Genomic DNA, 24,573 nt, shown 5'->3' with positions numbered 1-24,573 from the left:
GCAGACGCTGGCAATACAGCATCTGCGGAAACAGAAAAAGGAAAGAACAAGAATAAGGGTAAGGGTTGGAATAAGTAGTTACCACTCAATAGATTGCTAATCGCTAATCGCTAAGTAAATTAAACAATTAGCAATTAGCCATTTCTATTATTTAGCGATCGCGCAGTTCCGTTTCCAACTTGTCTAAATCCTCTCTCAAGAAAACGACCATGTGACCGTTATACGCCTTCCCTGTCTTGGTTTGGACAATTTCCATCCAGTAAGCAAATCGCTCTCCTAAGCGCAGTTCTCCCTGTTGTGCTGCCAAAAGCGGAAGCCGCTGCCGACGAGCTAAGTCTACAGTTTGTGCCGTGGGATATTCGTAGACAATTCGGGATCGATCGTAGTCTTGATAGATATCTGGGCCATAAATTACCCGCAGCGATTCCTTTAGACGTTGTGGAGTAACGCCATTAATCATGTCAAAAAAAGAAAAGCGTTCGCTGCGAATCGTGCCTCGATCTTTAGTAAAAGTGACTCTGCCGGGAGGAAGGACAGTTGCGAGAAAAGTAAATCGCTGGGCGGCTGTATTGGTCTTTTGCACTAATAGCCCATCGCCTGTAGAAGGTCGAAGGGTAGGATTAGAATTAATCCAGGCAGTAACTTCTTCTGTTTTCTGTCCGGGTAGGGCGTCGGCGCTTTTAGCGGTCGAGAGTGCTAGTAAAATTCCCAGTGACAGAATTGACCAAAATTTAACGCTTTTCATTTAAACCTTAAACCTGCAAACATACTTCACCAATCAGCACCCTGTTCTCAGCTATCGCTATTCTTAAGATGCCATGCTGGGGTCGATAGCAACCTTAATTACCTTACGATTCTTCATATCTTGGAACACTTGCTCTAAATGCTTTAAAGGCTGATGTTCGCTGATGAGCAATTCTAAGGGGATGGCGCGACTCGCCAACACAGATAAGGCATCTCGTACATATTTTGGGGTGTTGTGAAAAACGCCTTTCAGGGTGAGTTCGCTGTAGTGGAGTTGTTCGGTATTGACGGTAATGGTGGTATCTCGCGGACAACCCCCGAATAAGTTGACGGTAGCACCAGGACGGGCACAAGCGATCGCACTCTCCCAAACTGCGGGTACACCCGTAGCTTCTATGACCACATCTGCACCCCAGGGGTTGGTTCGTTTCACCACACTCGGTATATCCGTCAGATGATGATAATTAAACGTTTCCACTGCGCCTAGCTGTTTCCCAATTTCCAGCCGTTGGTCATTTCCCCCAAATAGCAACACCGATGCCGATTGATGCGCCAGTACCGCCACAAACATCAGCCCAATTGCCCCATCTCCCAGCACCACTACGACATCGCCCGACTTCACATTAGAACGTGCTACCCCATGCAGCACACAGGCTAACGGTTCGGTCATCGCCGCCAAGGCATCGGGCAAGTCATCTGCGATGGGCAACAGGTTGTGTTGCACAATCGGGGCGGGAATTTTTAGATACTCGGCAAACGTGCCGTTATTCCATGTCAAGTTAGGGCAAAGAGAATATTCTTGACGTTGACAAAAAAAACAATTCATGCATGGAGCAGAATTATTGGCAACTACGCGATCGCCCAATTGCCAACCTTGGACTCCGCTTCCCACCGCCACAATCCGCCCCGCTGCCTCGTGACCAAACAAAGTGGGAGGCTTGAGCATCTTTGCATGACCGCCACGCCGCCAAACCTTCAGGTCGGTGCCGCAAGTCGTTGCCGCTGCCACTTGAATCACCACCTCACCAGCAGAGGGAGTAGGGTCAGCGACCTGTTCCAGGCGTAGATCCGTTTGTCCGTAAAGTACCGCTGCCAGCATGATACACTGCCCCTAACCGTGTCCAAGCTGATTTTATCAGGGCAGATGAATTCTTACTCCTGACATGACAGGGAATATGTTCCCAGTTTGAGCCTGGGAACGGCAGCACCAGGCAAAAAGATTATGTAATTTTTCCTTCCCAAAGAGGCACTGGGAACTTTTTTAAGGTTTCACCAGCTTCATAGAGAGCGATCGCCCTCCCAGAACCTCCTGGCGAGGTGTTTGATCCAGCGCTAGGGGCAGCATCTCTTGTCGGCATGAAGTACAAAACCAATAAACCCCATTCTGCCGCGCATGACGCAGAAGAGGACTGCCGCAACAATGACAAGTATTCATTCGCATTTTATTAAACTCCTTATTCACCAAATGTACACCCCTGAGTCATTGCTAACTCGATCGAATGTATATGCGGACACAATCTGAAGAAATAAATTAACCTTTAGCTTCCCGAACCTTAAACAAAGATGTAGTTAACGAAACCCTTTGGTTGCGAGATCCTGATGCCCTAAGACCGAATATAAGCGAGTTGACCGCTCTGATAAATAAAGATAAAACTGAACATAGGTTTTGTTCATCTATCCTGGGGATCATCTCCTGGTGGGGTATCCGGACTTCGGGGATCGTAGAATTTCAGCCGGTGTTCGACCTGGGAAAACTAGATTAAGCTCGTGGCAAGAGGTTTCTAAGACACCTACGATCGCCAGCCGACAAAAGAGGCTTTAAAGAGTCCGAACCAGCGCCTAAATCAAAACAGAAATCGAAAAAGATTTGGCTCTTTCTCCCCCTTCTTTGAACCAGCACTTGATACACCAGCGTTACTAGAAAACCTGTGGCAACAAACCTTATCGGCATATATAGCGGTTCTCAGTTGGGTGGAATATATTGCGGTTCTAACGTTCAGTAGGCGCTTTTTGATTGCCATGCCCCTACTGATGTATTGCACCCAACCCTGGAATTGCTATATCCTCTGGTCCGCTGCCACCCCTGTTCAAAGAAAAGAAAATCTCGCTTCGGTTCTCACGCTTAGTGCCATAGATGTAACTCAGAGGGCGAGGAGGGTGCGGGTGTTTTGTTAGGGCTGAGTTGAATAATTGCAGACTCACAGGACTTACGCAAAGCCCATCCAGACAGCGTTTTTTCGGGTTCAATCCCCCTGTGGTTGCCCTTACTATGTGGTGATGTGCGGCGAGTCCTGACTCATATCAAATCCATCTAATTGCCCATAATAAAAGCACCCCTCCCCGCAAGCGGGGAGGGGTTGGGGGTTCTGGGAAATTAGGGGTAATCAACCAGACTTGATATTACTGGGTAGCTAGCCGCATCACTCGCTCTTGCTTTGATTCGCCTGCAAGAAAGCTTCTATTACTTCAGTTGCCAATTGAGTCATTGGCTTACCCTGACGGGCTGCTTCTGCTTTCAAGCGGCTGTAAACATCATCGCGGACATTGATCCGACGGCGGATTTTAGCCGCCATTTCAATTTCCGATGCTTCTGGCAGCACCACCTCATTAATTAACCCGGTATCTGACTGAGGAGATACCGCTTCCGACTCATAGTCAACTGTAAATTGACGAATCGCATCAAAACCGACGCGATCGCAGAAATCCCCAAAACTTTCTTGGGGTTGCCGCGACTGCTTGAAGTAAACGAAAATCGGCTCTAATTCGGCTTCTAGCTCGTTGATGTGCAGCCGATCCATATAAGCTCTGGAGAGTCGCGTTTGGTCGGGTGAAGCCCCCAGCCAAACCTGATAAGATTCAGTAGCACTCCCGACAAATCCTAATTCTGCCAGATAGGGACGAGCGCAGCCATTCGGGCAACCCGTCATCCGCACGATAAAGTGTTCGTTTTCTAATCCCACTTTTTTCAGCAGCGCCCGAACCCGATCTAAGAGATCCGGCATGATCCGTTCCGATTCGGTAATTGCCAAACCGCAAGTCGGCATTGCGGGGCAAGCCATTGAATAGCGCACCAACGGGTCAATTTGATTGGGGTCTACCTGAACGCCACAGCGGTCAAGAATCTGCTGAATTTCGGTTTTTTGCGCTGTGTCAATTTCGTAAAACAGCAAGTTTTGGTTGGGTGTCAGGCGAATCGGTAGCGAGAACTTCTGCACAATTTCCCGCAGTGCAGTTCTTAGCTTAAAGTTACCTTCGTCCTTCACTCGACCATTTTCAATGGGAATACCCAGAAACAGCTTGCCGTCGCCTTGTTCGTTCCATCCCAAGAAATCTTTGTATTTAAACGGCGGTAACTCTTTAAAAGCTGTCAGTGGTTTGCCAAAGTATTCTTCGACTTTGGCGCGGAACTTCTCGACGCCCCAATCTTCGATTAGGTATTTCATCCGCGCATGACGGCGGTTGGCGCGATCGCCATAATCTCTTTGAGTGGCGACAATCGCTTTGATGAGATCGTAGATATCTTGCGCGTCTACATATCCGATGGGATCTGCCATCCGGGGAAACGTCTCTTCTTTGTTGTGAGTGCGTCCCAAACCACCACCCGCAAAGACATTAAATCCCTGTAGTTCTCCCTTGGCGTTGGTAATCACCACCAAGCTGACATCTTGGGAATAGAGGTCAACCGAATTATCCCCCGGTACCGTTACGGCACACTTAAACTTTCGGGGCATATAGCGATCGCCATATAGCGGTTCTTCTTTCCCGTGGACGAGGGTGCCGTTGCCGTTGCTTTGCCGCGCCGCCTTTACCTCTCTTGTTTCTTCCCCGCTGATGAACTTTTCGCCATCCAGCCAAATCTCATAATATGCACCTGTTTGCGGCGTCAGCAGGTCAGCAATATTGTTGGCATACTCCCAGGTATATTCGTATTCCCGGCGATTTTTGTAAGGTGCCGGGGGCGTCATCACATTGCGGTTGAGGTCGCCGCAGGCTCCCAGGGTTGACCCCATGCTTTTAATGATGGCAGCGATCGCCGCTTTGAGATTTTTCTTTAAAATTCCATGCAGCTGAAAACCCTGGCGAGTCGTAGCGCGTAGCGTTCCATTGCCATATTCCTCAGCCAGCCGGTCTAAGGTAAGATACAGTTGCGGTGGAATGAAGCCCCCCGGATTCCGGGTACGCAGCATGAACTGGTAATCTTTCTCCTGACCCTTAACCCGGTTATCCCGGTTATCCTGCTGGTACGATCCGTGAAACTTGAGAATCTGGGTGGCATCTTCTGTGAAGCAGTTGGTGTCTTCCAGTAGCTCAGTTGCCACAGGTTCGCGTAAAAAGTTGCTGCGTTCTTTGAGTCCTTCTACTTTAGAAAGCTTTTGGACTGGGGAAATCGGAGATTTAACCATCGGAAACTAAGGGGCTGAACGGTTTAACTGGATCACCGGAAAATCTATCGGGATTACGGCGTATACATTCATGGTACTATCACCCTTCTTATCTTTAGCGATAGGCAAGAATTTCCCAATATTTTAACAATTCTTGCAGAAAGCGATATCCCAAGAGTCCGACCTTCGGTTCGCCACACCATTGACGCAGTGATGCCAGTAAGGGCTGTCATGCTTTGTGCCCCTACACCAATTTTCTGAGCGTAGCAGTCTATAGCCGCTTTCAATTGAATGAGATCCATCGGTAGGTAGCACAGCTACCCCCTACTGTGCAGTGTATTGAACCCAAGTCAGAACCGCTATAAAAACAGAAAGGACAGGCTTTATCAGCCTGTCCCACTTTGTTAGAAGCCAGTTAATTCAAAATATCTCGAACCAAACACCACCAAGAACGATATAAAGAGCGTTAATCCTAGAAGCCGTAGCCGATTCCCACATTGACGCTAACAGAAGAAGCAGGGCTGTTTTGGTAAGGCTTGATTCCCAGTTTGGCATCGCTGAAGACCACAACGTTCTTGGCAACTTCTGCTTCGACGCCAGCCGTCACTACAGGCGCATTGCGGTTGCCGAAGGTAGATGGCTTGCCTTCCGATTCATGCAAACCGTAGCCACCACCAACGTAGAAGTTAGCTTTATTGGTAACAGGCACATCATAAGTAATCATCGGAATGATAGTGCTGGTTTCGTTGGTGAACTGCACGGAACCTCTAATAGAAACTGGCGTCTTGGGAACCGCATAGCGACCTTGAATCACACCGCCGACTGCGGCAGCATCGCCATCTTGTCCGCCATTTGTAACGCTAGCAGAACCACCAACTCCGACATAATTTGCTCGTGTTCCAGTGGGTTTTGCAGAGGCATCCAAACTAGACATTAAAACAGGAGCGATCGCTAGTGCAGATAGTACGGAAATCTTAGCTACAGATTTGAGAGCGCGATTCATAATTGATTCCTTCAATTCTCTGGTTTTCAGTTGCTTTGTTACATTCAAAGTCGTTAGCCAAAGCAAAAGGTTCCAGAAACTTGCCAAAAAAATTTCGGCTCGGTTAAATCAAGGATTGCTTAAATTTTTAAATCTCGACAACCCTCTACACGTAATAGCTTTAACGTACTCAACTCCGAAAAATACCACCAAATATTTTGGTTGATGAGTAATTTTGCTACATCTAGCGATGGGTTGAAGTAGCATTTCCTCAAATAGAGGCTATTTGATAGTGGACTGTTTGGGAAGTGGCACAATTTTATGAATGATTCAAGGAACAATTTTGTCGGTACGGAAGTCTGAATACAAGGAGAGTTTGTCTTCAAAAAAATAATTGTAAAGTCTCCTGAATCTATAAATTTGCCCTGTGAAACTAAAAATCGAAAAGCTAGCTTAATTGGAAAAAAAGCTTTAAAAAGTTATAATATTAACGATAATTTTGGAAAGATACTGAACTTCAAGCGTCACAGGTCATAGGGAAAGTTCACGATGGTTATAGCCGCGTCTAGCCGCGGCAAAGAACGCGATCGCGTCCCTCTGCTTTTGCCTGATAAAGCGCTTGGTCAGCAGCAGCAATTAGCGTTTCTGAAGAGCCGTCCTGCCAAGGCTGAGCGGTAGCAATGCCCAAACTGAGAGTGACATACTCACTGATGGGAGAATTAATGTGGCGAATCTTCAACGCTTTGACCTCTAAACGGATTGTTTCAGCGACTTGAAACGCCCCCTCAGCAGTAGTGTTTGGCAGAATGATGGCAAACTCTTCTCCTCCATAACGAGCCACGAGATCGGCAGGACGCTTCAAGACACGATTAATCGCGCTGGCAACCTGCCGCAGACACTCGTCCCCTGCTTGATGACCATAGGTATCGTTATAGTTTTTAAAAAAGTCAATGTCAGACATAATTAACGATAACGGGATTTCCTCCCGTGCCATCCGCCGCCACTCTTTGTCGAAGGACTCATCAAAACAGCGACGATTCGCTATTTGAGTTAAGCCATCTACAGAAGCCAAGCGCTGCAACTGTTGGTTAGCTGCCTCCAGCTGTTGATAGAGTTCTGATTGCTGAATTGCGATCGCGACTTGGGTTGCCAGTTGCTGTAGTAAATCAACGTTAAACTGCTGCCACTGTCGTGGTCCACTACAATGATGGGCAATCAGCAGTCCCCACAACTGTTCCCCTTGCAAGATGGGTACTACCAAGTTAGCTCTGACCTGAAACTGGGCCAGTAAATCAATGTGACATGGAGTTAAACCGGCTGCATAAATATCGTCGGTGGTTTGGATGCGACCATGCTGGTAAAGCGAAACAAAGGTGGTTGCAAAGTCCGGATCGAGAAGTCTTCTACCTAACATAGAGATCCATCGGTCGTCTACAGATTCTACGACCACAACCCCACTCCAGTCTGGCTCGAAGCGGTAGATTAACACCCGATCGGTTTGGAGAAATTCTCGCACTTGAGCCACTGTCGTATTGAGAATTTCCTCTAGATGCAGAGACTGACGGATGCGTTGCGCGATCGCTCCCATTAACCGCTCCCTCAGAACTTGCATCCGCAGTGTTTCCTCCACCTGCTTGCGTTCGGTAATATCCATCGCTACACCCACCAGACGCACGGAACAGCCAGTTTCGTCACGGTAGACCTGACCTTTGTTTCCTACCCAGTGCAGGGTGCCATCGGGCCAGATAACTCGAAATTCAATCCCATAATCCGCACCTTCTCCAATCGTCCTCGCCACGGCTTGAGCAACATACTCGCGATCTTCCGGATGGACAGCATCAAGAAAAGCCTCATAGGTTGGATGATAGCTTCCTGGGGGAAGACCGAATACTGGCCCCAGTTGGTCAGAATACATGATGCTGTTGGTCAGGATGTCCCAGTGCCACGTACCCATGTGAGCAGCTTCTAAAGCTAACCTGAGTCGCGCTTCACTTTCTTGTAGTGCTAATTCAGCAGCTTTGCGATCGCTGATGTCTTGAAAGACTGCCACAACACCCATAATATTTCCTTCCTCATCTCGAATCGGTGCCGCACTGTCACCGATAAATTTTTCTGTTCCGTTTTTAGTACGGAGTAACCAACGATCGGCTAACCTGACGATCGCACCGTTTTCAATCGCATTGGTTATTGGGTGTTCGATAACTTCACGACTTTCTGTATGTACAAGCTGGAGAACTTGATTCACATCTTTGCCAAAAGCATCTTCCTTTTTCCAGCCTGTTAAAGCTTCAGCAAGAGGATTCATAAATGTCACCAATCCTCGATTATTTGTGACAATTACTGAATCCCCTATACTTTCGAGTATTGTGGCAAACCACTGTTTTTCTTTTTTTAAACTATTTTGTTGTTTGTATTTAGAAAGAGCTATTTCAATGGTGGCATTTAATTCTTTTTCTTGAAACGGTTTGATAAGATAACCAAATGGCTCGGTTGTTTTAGCTCTCTTTAATGTGGTTTCATCTGCATGAGCAGTAAGATAGACGACAGGAATGTTGAAGCGAGTATGAATTTCTTCAGATGCTTCTACACCGTCCATCTCGCCCTGCAACCTAATATCCATCAACACGAGATCCGGATTGGTTGCCGCTACTTGTTGAATGGCTTCTGCTCCCGAAGAAGCGATCGCCGTAACTGTATATCCCAACCCTTCTAAAATATTTTGTATATCCCAGGCAACAATATTCTCATTTTCAACAATTAGAATTTTAACTGGATTCATAGCGGTCGTCGAACTCCAGTTTAATTTAACTCTTTAAAGGTAATTTTAAATATTGTCCCATTACTTGTATCAACTTCGAGATTTCCCTTGAGCTGATTAACCAAAGTACTAACTAAACGAAGTCCTAGAGATTTTGGATTTTCCATATCTATTTCTTCAGGTAAACCAATACCATTATCACCAACCAAAAGTGTAAAGATATTATCTTTATTTGAGGAAAGCTCAATATATATTATTCCCTGCACATCTTCTTGAAAAGCATACTTCAAGGCGTTGGAAACAAGTTCATTAGTAATTAATCCACAAGGGATTGCCGTATTAATGCTAAGAGAAACATGATTAACGTTGATGTTTAAACTAATCAAATCTGAGCTAACATTGTAACAATGGAATAAGTTCATTGCTAAATTACGAATATATTGAGCAAAATCAACTTTGATCAAATCCTTGGATTGATATAATTTTTCATGAATAAGCGCCATTGATTGAATTCGGTTTTGGCTTTCTTTAAAAATACTGATAGTTTGCTTATCTTCTATATATCTCGACTGAATGTTCAGCAAACTAGAAATTACCTGCAAATTGTTTTTAACCCGATGGTGAACCTCCTTTAGAAGTACCTCTTTTTCTTTGAGCGATGCCTTGAGTTGCTGTTCTGCTAGCTTGCGCTCGGTGATATCAGTATGAACACCAATCAGAGCTACAAGCTGGTTTTTATCATCCTTGATAGCATCAGCACGCAGCAAAACCAACATGGTGTTACCTTTACGCGATCGCATCTCTACTTCACCGCTCCAAGAATTGCCGCTACCAATCGTTTCAAACACTTCCCGTGCCACATTTGAATCTGTATAGAGAACTCGTGGTCCCCCCGCTGCATTCAGTTCATCTGTCGTATATTCAAATAGATCGAGAAAAGCCTGATTGTGATAAATAGAAAAGCAAACTAAATCTGCCATACCAATTGCATCGCTGGCACTTTCAACCGCTTTGCCGATGCGGATAAGTTTTTCTTCTACTTGCTTGCGCTCGGTGATATCTTTACCCGTAGAGACAAAGTGCGTGATGTTTCCTTGGGCATCTCTAATAGGTGTAATCGTTTTTTCCTCATAAAACAGCTCCTTATTTTTCTTCGAGTTAATAAACACAGAACGAAAAACTTTGCCGGAAAGAATTATTTCCCATAGTTGTTGATAAAATATTTGGTCATGATTACCCGACTTGAGTATTCGGGGAGTTTTGCCAATTACTTCTTTCCTTGTGTAGCCTGTCAGTTGCTCAAAAGCTGAATTGACATATTCAATAATGCCATCTTTATTGGTAATAATTACATTATCCGCTGTTTGCTCAACGGCGCTTGAAAGCTTTCTGAGCGTTGCCTCAACAGCTTTGCGTTCGGTAATGTCGCGTTGAATAGTAGCAAAACACATAGATTCGCCGCTTTGCGGGTGTTTCACAACAGAACAGCTTGTCTGCACATCAATCAGTTTGCCGGTCTTAAAATGTCGAAGTTGACTCTCTTTTTCGCACCAACCCTCCGCAATCATCTTTGGCAGAACGATTTCATAGAACTGTAACCAGCCTTGCTCTGAAAGATAGTCGGAAATATCTTTAGAAAGTGCTTCTTCGAGGCTGTCTAAACCAACGAGTTTTCGCCCTGCTTCATTGACGAAAATTACTTTCCCTTCCAGCGAAGAAATGGCAACAAAGTCATTGCTATTCTCAACAAGCGAAACAAACTTTTGCTTTTCTTCCTCCGCTTGCTTGCGACTGGTAATATCCAGCCAAGAACCGATAATCTCTATTGCCTGTCCGCGAGCGTCTTTGATTAGCTTCAGCTCATCGTGCATCCAGCGATAGGTGCCATCTTTGTGTAGGAAACGGTATTCGTGAGTATGCCGTCCCTCCTCAAACAGGCGTGACACTCCAGCCAAGATGTGCGGCGCATCATCCGGGTGAATATGGTTAGCCCAGAAGCTAGAATCCTCGATAAAATCCTTTACTTCGTAGCCAAGTTGGGAGGTGATGTTCTCGCTGATGAAGGTGATATGAAAATCCTCGGAAGGCTTGCAACTATAAATGACAGATGGACTAGAGGTGAGTAAATGTTGCAATCGCTCTCTTGTTGCCATCAGTACCTCTTCTGCTTGGGCAGTCACAAGAGCTTCCCCTACAAACTCGGCGATGTCTTCGCAAACGAGGAGAATAATGGTATTTGTGTTAGATGTTTGTATAAGGCGATCGCTCATCGGTTCTGAAACAGCTTTCGCTCTCGCTTTTATCCAGAAGATGCTGCCATCCTTGCTGAATAAACGAAATTTCCAACTTCTAATCTGAGTAAGATGTTGTCTAAAAGCAGTGAATTCTGCTTGCAAGCTTTCCCGATCTTCAGGATGAACAATGCACAAAAGCGGTCTTTCGATTAATTCATCAACTGTGTAATTTAGATAAGCTACTCCAAACTGATTGATTGAAAGAAACACTCCCGCTAAATCTACCGTTAAGTAGATACACGGAGTATGTTCGTACAGAGTACGATATCGCTCTAGTTCAGCCTTCGTTCTGCATAGTTCTTCTTCGAGTTTGTGACGTTCTACATCAACGAAAGCCTGCCCAACCTGTCGGTTGGGAGTTTCGTCAGGGGAAGCATTGTACCCACTCGATGAGTAATTACAGCCCATTTCTAAACTCCCGCTCCATAAGTACCATTATTGATTATTCAGATTTGGAAAATTAAGCAGACTGGTGAAGAAAAACTGGTATATTTTCGGAGACTGGGGATTACGGGCACGACACAGAAAAACCCTTACGATAGAAGACTTTTCAATACTGGCTCAATCTCCAATACCTAATACCCCAGGCAACAAGTTGTGTATAATTGCGCCTAGTTTCTTAAAGAGAATATAAAGTTGGGACAAGGTAATTTTTCTACAGTTATTAATGCCTTAGTTAATAGTTCTTATTCCTTTAGGATGGCATATTCAACTGGGAAGTAGCGAATTGTTAAGAATAATGTAATTTAAACTACAGATTTTTTACTTATTTAAAGAGTAGGATTAGCGTTTAGCCATTAGATAAGTGGAAACGCAGCTTGTCAAAGCTGTGAAGGCATTTTTTCAGAATCGCGCGACTGGTCGCATTTAGAGCATTGGTATAGGAAACTGGGAAGCACGCCTCCCCGCTTTTCTGGGAGGGAGCCGAATTTCTCTGCAACGCCGCGCTGACGCGACGGGAGCAAATGCTAGACGCAGCATCGGCTAAGGCGATGAGCTGCGTCTAACAGCATCGGCTAACGCGATCGCGCCCCAGAGCTTTTGCTTGATAAAGCGCCTCATCAGCTGCCTTGAGCAATGTTTCCGGTGAAGTATCGCCGTCGGGAACCGTAGTCGCAACGCCCAAACTCAGCGTCACATACTGACTAACTAAGGAATGGGTATGGACAATCTTTAAGTCTTGCACTGCCACTCGAATTTCTTCTGCCACTTGCAATGCACCCTTTTGTGCAGTATTGGGCAAAATTACGGTAAATTCTTCGCCCCCGTATCGAGCGACTAAATCCGCCGGTCGTTTTACAGCTTGAGCGATCGCGCTGGCGACGGTAATTAAACAAGTATCCCCCGCTTGATGACCATAGGTGTCATTGTAGAGTTTGAAAAAGTCAATATCGCACAAGATCAGAGACAGCGGGACTTGTTCTCGTTTCAGACGCCGCCACTCCTGCTCCAGATACTCGTCAAACCTGCGTCGGTTCGGCAGACCAGTCAAACCATCCAAAGTCGCAAGGCGCTGCAACTTTTGGTTAGCTGCCTCCAATTGTTGATAGAGTTGCCCTTGTTGAATCGCAATTCCCACCTGCATCGCCAAAGAAAAGAGCAGATCGATTTCCCACGGTTGCCACTGCCGTGGTTGCAAACAATGATGAGCAATCAGCAATCCCCACAACTGTTCCCCTTGCAGAATCGGAACGACTAAATTCGCTTTAACCTGAAACCGCTCTAGCAAATCGATGTGGCACTGACCCAGTCCTGATGTGTAAATATCCGCGACTGCTTGAACCCGACCCTGCTGATACAGCTGGGCGTACTTTTCCTTAAAGCAGGGATCGTAAACGGGAGTTCCCAGCATCGAAGTCCAATTGGGGTCTACAGACTCCACAGCCACAACCCCGCTCCAGCCTGCCTCGAAACGATAAATAATCACCCGGTCGCAGGCGAGAAATTGCCGCACTTCTGCCACCGTAGTGTTGAGAATCTCGCTGAGATTGAGAGACTGACGGATGCGCTCTAGCATCGCCCCCATCAGTCGCTCCCTGAGAACTTGCAGTCGCAGTGCCTCCTCCGCCTGCTTGCGTTCGGTGATATCGGTGAGCGTGCCAATAAAGCCAACAGTCCCACCAGCTATTCCTTTTTCCGCCACCGCCTGACCGAATACCCAGGTAATGACTCCATCGGCACGCCCCAACCGATACTCACAGGCAAATCGCCGGTTTTCCATCATCGCCTGCTGCCATTCGCTGATGACGCGATCGCGGTCATCGGGATGCAGAGCTTTCATCCAGCCTTCTCCTAGTGCTTCCGCCAGGGTCAATCCTGCCAGTTCGCGCCAGCGCTCGTTGACATATAAGCAGTTCCCTTCCATATCCGTATGGAAAATGCCTACCGGGGACATTTTAGCTAAGGTGTAATACCGATACTCGCTTTCCTGAAGGGCTTCCTCAGTTCGCTTGCGCTCGGTGATATCAGTTATTGAGCCTGCCATGCGATAAGGTTTGCCTTGCGCGTCTCGAAATGCCATGCCACGACAGAGAAACCACCGGATATTGCCATTCTTGTGTATCATCCGATGTTCGATTTCATACTGGGGTGTCAACCCTTCCTGATGAATACTTGCAGCGGTCATCACCCATTCCCGCTCATCCGGATGTACGAGATGGAGCCAAGCATCTATGTGGTTGTCAATTTCGCCTTCGCTATAGCCCAGCATGGCTTTCCAGCTAGCGGTGAGATACATTTCACCAGTTTGGAGATCCCAGTCCCAGAGTCCTACCTGACCGGCATTAACGGCTAGGACATAGCGTTCCTCTGCTTGGTGGGCAGGAGTCATGTCCTTCATAAAGTAATCATGCCCGTAAATGGATAGGCAAAAACCTTTAAAAAGTTGTCCCAATGCAGTCTGCAGGCTTTGTTGGCATCAGTGAGGAATGCTTGATTTTTCCTGCCTCCGACTGCTAGTGTGCCTGCATTCCCAACTCGCGGTTGATTTGTACTCACCGGCACGCTTGTGAAGTAGATCGAGGCAGGCTTTTTGGAGAGGGTGCTATAATATCGCTTCCAATCCGGTTCGGTTAAAAATAATTGTAGGTTGGGTTGAGGAACGAAACCCAACAAATGCTTATGTTTTGTTGGGTTGCGTTTCTCAACCCAACCAATGCGAACTACGCGAACTTTGGTGTTTTTCGCTCTAACCGAATCGTATTGATATCGTTTCAATTTCCCGATCTCTTGACGCAGCGCTTTCTCTAGTTGGCGACGTTCTAGATGCGAGTGGGGTTGCTGGAACGTAAGCACGGAGGCTTCATCCTGGAAACTATCCTGCCAGGAAGCTGGGCAATCAAAGCGCATTTGAGTTTGTTTTTTAAGAGGGGTGTTTTAAAGAGTGTCAATCCACAGGGATTTAAATCAAAACGACACTCTACGGTCACAGAAGAAAGTAGATTTAGATGCCCCAAGGTTCTAGATTCTATTATTGTCGAAAGGCTTGAGCGATCGCGCAATTCGCTTTTGCTAAAACAAAAGTGAGGCGATTTTACGGAGATGGGGTTGCAGATAAAATGCGCTTACCGAGTCTCACGAGCAACGATCAACAGATTGAACGGAGCGATTAGACCGCGAATGCGTGCGCGATCGCCCTCAATAGCCGCAAGGACTCGCATCTCTAACTCAGCCTCTTCTTTTAAAGGAATTGGCTGTGAAGGGGGTTCGCCAGGAATGACTAAAGTCCGGAACCCAGCATTGACTGCTACGGCTTGCCCCTGAGCTTCCTCGACCACACTCCCTTCCAGGGTAGCAACGCCCGTCCTACCATTAGGTTTGACGCTGACACCAACAGACTTACGCAAAGCTTATACATATAGCCTTTTGTAGGGGCAATCCCCCTGTGGTTGCCCTTACTATGTGGTGATGTGCGGCGAGTCCTAACCAAATTGCGTCCCGCGAACGCCACTCAAACCCGCAGGTGTTTCAATCTCAAAGCGCGAATTAGGATTTGTAAACGGTCGCACCTCCAGGCGAGCTTGTCCCCCCGTTACTTGAAGCCGCGTAATTCGTCCGCCGTCAGGCGTTGTCTGCAATTGTTGTACTTGCAGGGTGGTATTTTCTGAGACATTAACAAAGCCAACGCCGGTATCGACGGCTAGGACGGCACTAGACTGGTCGCCCGTTTTGAGAGTATCGCCCACGTTCTCAAGGCGCAAGCCGACCCAAACCGACCCGGCGGCTTCTCTCAGTTTATAGGTGACTTTACCCGCATAGGAGACGACTTCCAACCGTCGGTTGAGTCGAACCGGCAAAGGTTTTGCCACTGAGTCTATACTGATGCTCAAGAGAGCCACCAACAGCAGGAGAGACACGAATGCTCTACGACTTTTCACCGCTCACCTCTTGTGGAAATTAAAAATTACTAATTTGATTTTGCCGTTTTAATTTTTCCGGCTGACTTGTGAATATTAACTTGATGGAGCGATCGCACTTTGTATCGGCTTGTTCTAAGTGCCTCCCCTTCCGCAGGATGAGCATGGTTCTTGGGGAAGGGAAAGCATCTTGATTAGACTTGTCCGTAAATGGGCCAAGAATTGAGGCTAGACGGCGATCTAAATCCCTATCCGGGATAGAAATCTTGCAACGCACAGCGCACGCGCTCATACTCCGCCTCCAGCTGCGATGCGATTTCCGGCGACCCTGCTAGAGTATCGTCTTTGGCGATCGCTTCGAGTTGCTTACACAGATTGGATAGTGTCATCGCACCTAGTGTCGCACTGGTTGACTTGAGCGTATGAGTCGCCTGTCGCAGCGCCACTGCATCTCTAGCATCCACTGAATTCCGAATCACTTGCAATATGTGGGGTGTATCTTCCAAAAAGCTATCAATAACTTCCACCAGAACGGATGAAGCATTCTCCCCGAACAGATCGCAAAGCGCTTGGATTGCCTGGGGATCGACGGCAGCGGTGGAGATGGGGAGACGGGGAAGCGGCTGCAAAGCGGCTAGCGCCTTCACCAGCGCCTCCATCTGGAGCGGCTTACTGACATAATTATCCATGCCCGCGCTCAAACACTCCTCGCGATCGCTCTGCATCGCATTCGCCGTCATGGCAATAATCCAGGGACGTTGTTCGTAGAGCCATTCCTCGCAGATCCGGCGCGTGGCGCTCAATCCGTCCATTTCTGGCATTTGCACGTCCATCAGAACGACATCATAGGGCTGGCGTTGCAGCGCTTGCAGCACTTCCCAACCGTTGCTGGCGATATCCGCTCGATACCCCAGACGCCCCAACAGATGCAGCGCCACCTTTTGGTTAACGACATTGTCTTCCGCTAACAGAATTCGTAGCGGTAGCCGTTGCGCTAGATGCGGATCAATGTGTGCGGGTTGGGAACGCGGACTTGGCAGCGCAGCGGGTTCGCCAAGGAGACCGCTCAAGACATTGTAGAGCTGAGATTGTTTAATCGGTTTATTCACGAAAGCGGCAAAATTTGCTTGCTGTGCTTGTAGCTCTATCTCCGACTTGCCCAGAGAAGTTAACATCACCAATGGCAATGTCCGAGCATTGGGTAGTTTGCGAATTTCTGCCGCTAAATTTAAACTATCCATCTGCGGCATTTGCATATCCAGAATGGCAATGTCAAAGGTTTCCTGATGGCTCAGCCAGCTCAATGCCTCTTCCCCAGAGGTCGCAGTCCGGGAGATCATACCCCAAGCGATCGCCTGCAAAGTCAAAATTTGCCGATTGGTCGCGTTATCATCCACAATCAACAACCGTTTTCCAGCTAGTAGTTGTTGGGAGTGGCTGCTCTCAGCAAGCGTTGAAGTGGGAACGGAGGTTGCTACAACGGCGAAATAAAATGTGGAACCCTGACCCCCTTCACTTTCCACCCAAATTCTACCGCCCATCATTTCCGTTAATTGTCGGCTAATCGCTAATCCCAACCCCGTACCGCCATAGTGGCGGCTGGTAGAAGAATCAACCTGGCTGAAGGGTTTAAACAGACGGTCTATGCGGTCGGAAGGAATCCCAATCCCGGTATCTTTAACAGCAAAACGAATCGCATATTTGAGATTTTTAATTTTGGATTTTTGATTTGGGATTGCAGCTTTTTCTTCTGGTTTTCCCACACAAATAGGTTGTCTCGTGCCATCTATAAGATCGGCAGATTCCTGTCTCAAATTCGCTCCCCGGCTCCCCGGCTCCCCTGCCCCTCTCCCTCGTCCCAATTGACGAGCTTTTACCGAAATCACAACTTCCCCTTGGGGTGTAAATTTAACTGCATTCGCAATCAGATTCACCAGAATTTGGCGTAGTCGCGTCACATCCCCCACAATCATCTTTGGCACAGAAGGGTCTATCAGATAAGCTAATTCCAAGTTTTTTTCTGCCGCCTTGTGAGCCAGCAAATCAAGCGATTCTTCTATACAATCTCGCAGATTGAAGGGTTGCTGTTCCAGCTCCAACTTGCCGGACTCGATTTTAGAAAAGTCAAGGATGTCATTAATGATAGTAAGTAAGCCATCGCCACTGTTGCGAATCGTTTCTACGAAGTCTCGCTGCTGGGGCTTGAGTTCGGTATCCAGTAGCAACCCAGTCATGCCAATTACCGCATTCATGGGAGTGCGGATTTCGTGGCTCATCGTTGCTAAAAATTCACTCTTGGCACGGTTAGCCGCTTCTGCCTCTTGTTTTGCTTTTTCCAAGGCAAAATTTTGCTGAGCTAATTGTTCGCGTTGGCGGGTTTCTTGCTCTAATAAGCAAGCCTGAGCCAGAGCAATGCCGACTTGATCCGCCACGGCTTCGAGTAACTCGATTTCCTCTTTTGTCCACTGACGGAAGGTGTTGCATTGATGTAAGCCAATCGCACCGTTTGGTTCTCCCTGATAGGAAGTGCGAATCGCTAGCATCGATTTGAGTTGAATTTGCTGACACAGAGAAACAGTTGCTTTTAGGAGCGGATCGGCATATACATTTGAGGAAGCGATCGCTCGATCTTGAGAAATTGTTTGTTCGGCATGGGGATTGCCAACAATGGGGACTTGTAAATCCAGCATCGAATCATACCCAGGCTCCAAATACTCCGCCACTAGGAGAATTTGTGGTGTAGGGGTGGCAATGTATGAGTGAATTAAACAGCGATTCACACCGAATGTTTCGCCCAATAAATTACAAGTCGTTTGAAAAATTTCTTGGGTTTCTAACTTGGCGCGAATCTCTTGGGTAATCCGTTTGAGCAGCAAAGTCCTGATAACTTGCTGTTGCAGGGCATCTTGGGCTTTTGCACGCTCAACTTCACCCCCCACCCACTGTGCCATGAGCTTCACCAGCTCTTTGTCTACTGCCGTGAACTTTTGCGATCGCACCTTTAAACTGGAGAAGCTAAGGGTGCCGTAAACAATACCGCCTGCCACTACCCTAGTGCCAATATATGCCTCTATTTTGAAAGGGGTATTCGCCGGATACTGGTACCATTGCGATATCTCAACTGACTCAAAGCAAATCGGTTCGTCGCCGCGCAGTGCCTCGCCGCAATAAGTCTGCTTGACATCGAAAATATTTCCTTTGACAAGTTGAACAGGTGAGTTTTCGGGCACCTGGGCAGCAATCAGGTGATATTTATCTCCTTCAATCTTCACCAGTGTCCCGATTTCTAAGCCAAACCGCCAGCATCCCATCTTCAGCATTCGCTGGATGCGTTGGTCAAAGTGTAGCGGCGTTGCTTGGTCGCCTTGAGCCGCCGTCACTTCATACAGCGCCCGTAACCCTGCCTCGCTCTCTCGCAGTTCTTGTTCCGCCTGCTGGCGCTGGGTGATGTTGCTGCCAATTCCGAGAAACCCGGTAATGTTGCCCTCAGTATCCCGTAACGCTGTCATCGACACCAGCACTGGAAAACGACTACCATCTTTGCGGATGAAAGTCCATTCACGCTCGTCCACCTCCCCACGACGCGCCTTGGCAACAAAAACCTCAAACCCTGGCTCAATGATAATTCCCAACTCCTGCGACAATTCTTGGGCACGCCGGAATACTTCGTGTGGATCGTGGAATCGGCGGAGTGTTGTTTTGCCCACGACCTCAGCAGCAGCATATCCTAAATATCTCTCGGCGGCGGCATTAAAGGTGCAAATTGTGCCGTCTGGTGTGGTAGAAACGATCGTGTAGTTGGCACTATCCAAAATTGCCCGCTGTAAGCTGGTTGTCTTTTGGAGTGCCTCTTCAGTTTGCTTGCGATCGCTAATGTCATTTACTGTGTGTTCTGATGGATTCAGATGAATTCGGAGTTCCATCTGAGCGATCGCTTGCCGCCCCAATGCTTTGAGCGCTTGAATCTGCTGGTTCGTGAGCTTTCGAGGAATTCGATCGATCGCGCATAAGGTGCCCAAAACAAAGCCATCGGGCGTTACCAAGGGAACTCCTGCATAAAACCGGATATAAGGGTCAGATGTCACTAAAGAATTTGTGGCAAAGCGCTCATCTACTAACGCATCAAGTACAATTAGCGGCTCATCCGGTTTGAAAATCGTATGGGCGCAAAACGCTAAATATTTTGGTGTTTCTGTGGCTTCTAGACCAATTTTTGACTTAAACCACTGCCGATTGCCATCAATGAGGCTGATGAGGGCAATCGGAGTATTGCAAATATGGGAAGCCAGAGCAGTCAAATCGTCAAATGCCTGTTCTGGAGGCGTATCGAGAATTTGATAGCGATGAAGTGCCTTGAGCCTATCCGCCTCATTGTCAAGGCTAGCTGCGTCGCTGTTCGTGGGCAAGGGGTGTTGCGGCTCCAAAGAAGAATCAAGGCTCTCGTCTTGAGCCATAAGACTTCGGCTTTTTTTAGGTTGCTGAAACAGCAAATCCCGGAGAGACGGCTTGCTAAGGTATCTGGATAGCGATCGCAGGATAGGACGGAGGATTTTCATAATCAATTTGAACTAGAGCCGACACAGCACCGGAAACTCTTCCTTTGATGTTTGTGGGCTTTCATCCCTTGAACGTCTGTCTGGCTTTTGCGAACAGTTGTTCGGCTTCCAGGTTAGTCTGGGCAGAAAACTCCCACTCAAACCCTTGCCAATGGTGAATTTTGTACCTCAAACGCCACGCCCCTCAACGCTTTTAAGACATCTGCACGGGGGTAGCTCCCCAACCGACAAGATGACAGGGTTTAATGGAGTTCTCCTACTTAATGATTAATGACTTACAAATCAAACGTCTTCAGGCGGAATTGAGTCCTGCTTGGATTCAATGATTACACTAGGTAAACCTTCAAGTTTTTCTGTCGGCGAGGGTTCTTCGATCAGGGGCACCAAGAGCGTTAAGCCGCCAGGAATGCACTCGACATCAATCGGAGTGGTGCCGATAAGTTCCCCATCTACGACGACTTTTTGCAGCGGATTGGTTCGTACCTGAATCCGTCTAGCTCGCAGATAGCCGATGTCGTCTCGTTCTGTCGCACTGCCACTTAAGGCAGTTTGAAGTAAATGATAGGAGGCAGCGATCGCTCCGGCGACATTGCTCGGTGCCACGACGGTTAAATCTAGCAACCCATCATCAAAAAGGATGCCCGCTGGACCTTGAGCCAAAATGGATGTGGGTGGTGCAGCATTGGCAATGGTTACGGCAGCAGCGGTTAGTTTCACGATTTTGTCTTCCGTCTCAATCTCAACCTCAAACGTGTTGAACTGCCGCAACTGTTGAATTCCTGCCAGGATGTATGCCAGCATCCCCAAGCGATTCTTCGTCTCCCTGTCCGCCCGTTCAACGGCTTCCGCCTCAAAACCAATCCCAGCGAGTAATACCATCGGTTTGCCGTTGCAGTAGGCGGCATCCACCACCCGCGTTACACCTGCCAAAATTGTCTCGCAAGCGGCGTCTATCGTATCCGGTAGCCCTAAAGCAGACGCGAGGGCATTTGCGGTTCCTCTGGAAATCACGCCCATGGGAATGTTCGTCCCCACTAGGGCATCGGCGGCGGCTGAGAGGGTACCGTCACCACCAGAGGCAATAATGGTACTGGCACCTCGTGCAACTGCTTCTCTTGCCAATTGAGCGGCGTCAACTTCTGGCGTCGTCAGATAAATATCTAGGTCAATTTCCGGCTCTAAAAGTGCCCGGATTTTTGCCAAATCTTGATCGGGATCGCTTTGACCGGCAACTGGATTAAAGATGAGACAGGCAGAGCGTTTTATATCATTAGTCATTAGTCATTAGTCCATTGTCATCAGCCGTGAGTCGCGGTCATTCGTCCATAGTATGAGTCTATGGTCAGTGGCGAATGACGAATGATCGCAGGATCTCTATTCACATCCTTGACCGAAGCGACGTAAATTGAGAACGTCGCTGATTTGGCGAATTTGGGTGAAACAGCGCTCCAGTTGTTGGAGATCGCGGATATCAATACATAGGTCGATGATTGCCGGTCGTCCATCGGATGTTTTCACGCCCGCACCCCGCACATTAATATTGTCATCGCTTAAACGGGACAGGATATCGTTAAAGACTCCGACGCGGTCAAGCACTTCAATTTGAATGCTAACTTGGTAGGTTTGGGGACGTCCGCTTGAGTCGGTGGGGTTCCAGCTAACGGGGACTAAGCGATCGCCGGCGACACTCGCCACATTATTGCACCCTTGGCGATGAATGGAAATTCCGCGATCGCGTGTGACTACACCAATAATCGCTTCACCGGGGAGCGGCCCGCAACATCCAGCGCGATGATACAGTAACCCTTCCACACCCGCGATGGGAGATTTACTGGTGCTGGGAGTTGGGATCGGGCTTTTCGAGGTTGGGAGTGCGACAGCCGCTGCCAAATCTTTGATCGGGTCGGGGGCAGTGGCAATCGTTTGAGTTGCTTTCACGGCTTCTCGGATGCGATTGACTACCAGGTTTAGAGTCACTTCCCCGTAACCCAGGGCGGCAAGTAAATCATCGACGCTGTGGTAATTACATCGTTCGGCAACCGAATGCATGGGGGTTGACTTCAGCAGCGATTCAAAGCCACTTTTGCCCAATTCTTTTTCTAGCAGTTCTCGACCGCGAGCGATATTTTCTTCGCGGTGCGATCGCTTGTACCATTGGCGAATCCGGTTCTTTGCCCCTGTTGTCACCACAAAATTCAGCCAATCCAAACTGGGACGACTATTTTTCTGCGTGAGAATTTCCACAATGTCTCCATTTCTCAGCAGCGTGTCCAGCGTCACCATCCGTCCATTGACCCGCGCCCCCGCACAGCGATTTCCCACTTCTGTATGAATCCGGTAAGCGAAATCGACGGGAGTGCTACCCCCAGTTAGAGGTACCACATCCCCTTGGGGCGTAAACACATAAACATCATCGTCAAATAAGTTGTCTTTGACGTTTTCCAGGTATTCCTGAGCATCCTTCAAATCGCTTTGCCATTCCAACAGCTGCCGCAGCCAGGTAAACTTCTCATCAGTTGCTGTCATTTGGGTACGGCTGGAACTCCCCGTTTCCTTATATTTCCAATGCGCCGCAATCCCATATTCAGCAATGTGATGCATTTCCAAAGTCCGAATTTGCACCTCTAAGGGACGACCCGTAATTCCCAGAACTACCGTATGCAGCGACTGATAGCGGTTGGGCTTAGGTAAACCAATGTAGTCTTTAAACCGACCGGGGATCGGTCGAAAGGCATCGTGAACGACAGCTAACGCGCGGTAGCATTCTTCATTCGTCTGGACAATCATCCGAATTGCTGCCAAGTCGTAGATTTCGTGAAATTCCTTCTGCTGTCGCTGCATCTTCTGGTAAATCCCATACAAATGCTTGGGACGTCCGCTGATGTCAAGGCAGGTAATGCTAGATGAGGTGAGTCCTTGGCGCAAAATTTCTTTGACGTTTGCCAATCGAATCTCTCTGTCTGCCCGTTTTTCTGCCACCAACTCTTGGATTTGCCGATAAGCTTCGGGTTCGAGATACTTAAACGTCAAATCTTCCAGTTCCCACTTAAATCGTCCGATCCCCAACCGATTTGCCAGCGGTGCGAAGATTTCTCGCGTTTCCTGGGCAATCCGCCGCCGTTTGGCATCAGGCAGGTGTTCTAGCGTTCGCATATTGTGCAGCCGGTCGGCTAGCTTCACCACAATCACCCGGATATCTTGAGCCATTGCCAGAAACATTCGGCGGAAGTTCTCGGCTTGGCGTTCGGTCTTGCTGGAAAAGGTTTCTGAAAATTTAGAAAGTTTGGTGACGCCGTCTACCAGCAGCCGCACTTCTGAGCCGAAGCGCTGTTCGATTTCTTCTAGGGTGACGGGCGTATCTTCTACTACATCGTGCAGAAAGCCAGCTGCAATCATGGCAGCGCCACCACCCAAATCTCGCAAAAGACCAGCAACGGCGACCGGGTGACAGATGTAAGCTTCCCCTGATTTACGAGTCTGACCTTCGTGTAACTGGTAAGCAAATTCAAAGGCGCGACCGATTAAATCAGCTTCCGCAGCGGTTGGGAAAGATTTGGCACTTGCACCTTCGGACGTTGTGGGCTGTTTGGTTGTTTGATTGTCCTCATGGCGTGCCTTCAAACATTCCTGTAGCCAGTCAGGAATAACACAACTAATTGTAGAAGTTGGAGCTTGTGCGTTCATAGTGTTGAGTATGTCGAGCATAAAGAGTAAAAATAGCGAGGAGCTGTCTGACGGGGAAAGTGATTTTGTCTAGAGGCTAAAGGGACATCTGCTAGGGTCTGCATTAAAGAGTCCCTAGGTTTACTGAATTTTGGATTTTCAATTGTCAAGGGTCGATGGTAAGAATATTGTCAGAAATAGAGCGATGCACCAAGATACCGCTTGGCTAATGCCTACGCTTACTGCGCGTCGCGCTTCTGGTGCGACGGATCGCTCTTGCCCTGACCTAAAGCTTGCTTGAAGTTTGCAAGCCTACACCAGTTAGCTGGTGCTTAGCAGTTGCCTTGTTGAATAGACAAAATTCTTTACATTGATTCTAGCGGAACAACGTGCCAATGTTGCCTCAGTCTTACCAACAACGTTATCAGGAACTTTTGACAGCCCTAGAACAGCTGCTGCATACAATGACAGCCGCCAATCAAGAACGAGAAGGGATCGGTGAAAAATTCCAACACGTCAAACAAGTTTTTGCACAGCAAATTACCAGTTTGACTGGTGATGAATTAGCTCCAGAGATTGAGCCTCGGTGGCGGTCTTTCCAGACGGAAATCTATCGGGCGCTGCGACTTTTAGAGATGGATATGACATTTTTGCAAGCGTCTCGCCGTTCCGCAACCGCCAATCCCCGACAAGCTGCAATCAGCGATCGCTTATCAACCCTGATTGGCTACTGTCAAGCCCTCCTGCAAGCAGACGGAGATCGGGAAAGCAAGGGAGAAATATAGGGGCAGATTTCACCGCTTTCTCTGGCATCTCTGGAGGCATCTCACAGATAACCT

Annotated in this window: 15 protein-coding genes and 1 pseudogene; 1 reads left to right on the top strand and 15 read right to left on the bottom strand. The window is 47.9% G+C overall.

The window, feature by feature from the left end; all coding sequences use genetic code 11:
- Nucleotides 1-151: 151 nt before the first annotated feature.
- From ACFW2W_RS25630 to ACFW2W_RS25560, 15 genes and pseudogenes are all read right to left on the bottom strand, one after another.
- Nucleotides 152-745: a hypothetical protein gene (locus tag ACFW2W_RS25630; RefSeq protein ID WP_378184593.1), complete on the bottom strand. Its 594-nt coding sequence runs from the start codon at nt 743-745 to the stop codon at nt 152-154.
- Between the two features lie 63 nt (nt 746-808).
- Nucleotides 809-1,843 carry a zinc-binding dehydrogenase gene (locus ACFW2W_RS25625; RefSeq protein WP_378184592.1) on the bottom strand — a complete coding sequence of 345 codons (1,035 nt, stop codon included), beginning with the start codon at nt 1,841-1,843 and terminating at the stop codon, nt 809-811.
- A gap of 162 nt (nt 1,844-2,005) precedes the next feature.
- The gene (locus ACFW2W_RS25620; protein WP_378184591.1) at nt 2,006-2,185 is read right to left on the bottom strand and encodes a hypothetical protein; all 180 of its coding nucleotides are present in this window, start codon (nt 2,183-2,185) and stop codon (nt 2,006-2,008) included.
- Nucleotides 2,186-3,164: 979 nt separating this feature from the next.
- Nucleotides 3,165-5,147, bottom strand: coding sequence for a sulfite reductase, ferredoxin dependent (gene sir, locus ACFW2W_RS25615; protein WP_378184590.1), 1,983 nt, complete (start codon nt 5,145-5,147; stop codon nt 3,165-3,167).
- Nucleotides 5,148-5,598: 451 nt separating this feature from the next.
- Nucleotides 5,599-6,129, bottom strand: coding sequence for a hypothetical protein (locus ACFW2W_RS25610; protein ID WP_378184589.1), 531 nt, complete (start codon nt 6,127-6,129; stop codon nt 5,599-5,601).
- A gap of 544 nt (nt 6,130-6,673) precedes the next feature.
- A complete protein-coding gene (locus tag ACFW2W_RS25605; protein ID WP_378184587.1) occupies nt 6,674-8,887 on the bottom strand; it encodes a diguanylate cyclase domain-containing protein in 2,214 nt (737 codons plus the stop codon).
- 20 nt (nt 8,888-8,907) lie between these two features.
- Nucleotides 8,908-11,046 (bottom strand): PAS domain S-box protein, encoded by a 2,139-nt coding sequence (locus tag ACFW2W_RS25600; protein ID WP_378184679.1) that lies wholly within the window; start codon nt 11,044-11,046, stop codon nt 8,908-8,910.
- Between the two features lie 33 nt (nt 11,047-11,079).
- Nucleotides 11,080-11,568, bottom strand: a pseudogene (locus ACFW2W_RS25595) (PAS domain-containing protein); the annotation flags it as partial.
- 595 nt (nt 11,569-12,163) lie between these two features.
- Nucleotides 12,164-13,999, bottom strand: coding sequence for a diguanylate cyclase domain-containing protein (locus tag ACFW2W_RS25590; protein ID WP_378184586.1), 1,836 nt, complete (start codon nt 13,997-13,999; stop codon nt 12,164-12,166).
- Entirely contained in the window at nt 13,996-14,508 is a 513-nt protein-coding gene (locus ACFW2W_RS25585; RefSeq protein WP_378184585.1) for a hypothetical protein, read from the bottom strand. The genes ACFW2W_RS25590 and ACFW2W_RS25585 overlap by 4 nt, the downstream gene beginning before the upstream one ends.
- 215 nt (nt 14,509-14,723) lie before the next feature.
- Nucleotides 14,724-15,005 (bottom strand): hypothetical protein, encoded by a 282-nt coding sequence (locus tag ACFW2W_RS25580; RefSeq protein WP_378184584.1) that lies wholly within the window; start codon nt 15,003-15,005, stop codon nt 14,724-14,726.
- Between the two features lie 75 nt (nt 15,006-15,080).
- Nucleotides 15,081-15,536, bottom strand: a complete 456-nt coding sequence (locus tag ACFW2W_RS25575) for a FecR domain-containing protein (protein WP_378184583.1) — start codon at nt 15,534-15,536, stop codon at nt 15,081-15,083.
- 227 nt (nt 15,537-15,763) lie between these two features.
- Nucleotides 15,764-20,071: a response regulator gene (locus tag ACFW2W_RS25570; protein ID WP_378184582.1), complete on the bottom strand. Its 4,308-nt coding sequence runs from the start codon at nt 20,069-20,071 to the stop codon at nt 15,764-15,766.
- Nucleotides 20,072-20,353: 282 nt separating this feature from the next.
- Complete coding sequence (locus ACFW2W_RS25565) at nt 20,354-21,337, bottom strand: YegS/Rv2252/BmrU family lipid kinase (protein ID WP_378184677.1); 984 nt, start codon at nt 21,335-21,337, stop codon at nt 20,354-20,356.
- 108 nt (nt 21,338-21,445) lie between these two features.
- Nucleotides 21,446-23,755 carry a RelA/SpoT family protein gene (locus ACFW2W_RS25560; protein WP_378184581.1) on the bottom strand — a complete coding sequence of 770 codons (2,310 nt, stop codon included), beginning with the start codon at nt 23,753-23,755 and terminating at the stop codon, nt 21,446-21,448.
- A gap of 374 nt (nt 23,756-24,129) precedes the next feature.
- Here ACFW2W_RS25560 and patD point away from each other — a divergent pair, with 374 nt between their 5' ends.
- Nucleotides 24,130-24,519 carry a heterocyst frequency control protein PatD gene (gene patD, locus ACFW2W_RS25555; RefSeq protein WP_378184580.1) on the top strand — a complete coding sequence of 130 codons (390 nt, stop codon included), beginning with the start codon at nt 24,130-24,132 and terminating at the stop codon, nt 24,517-24,519.
- Nucleotides 24,520-24,573: the final 54 nt, after the last annotated feature.

This window comes from Coleofasciculus sp. H7-2, assembly GCF_042747725.1.
In the GTDB taxonomy this organism is placed as follows: Bacteria; Cyanobacteriota; Cyanobacteriia; order Cyanobacteriales; family FACHB-T130; genus FACHB-T130.
This window is presented reverse-complemented; position numbering and strand designations above follow the sequence as displayed.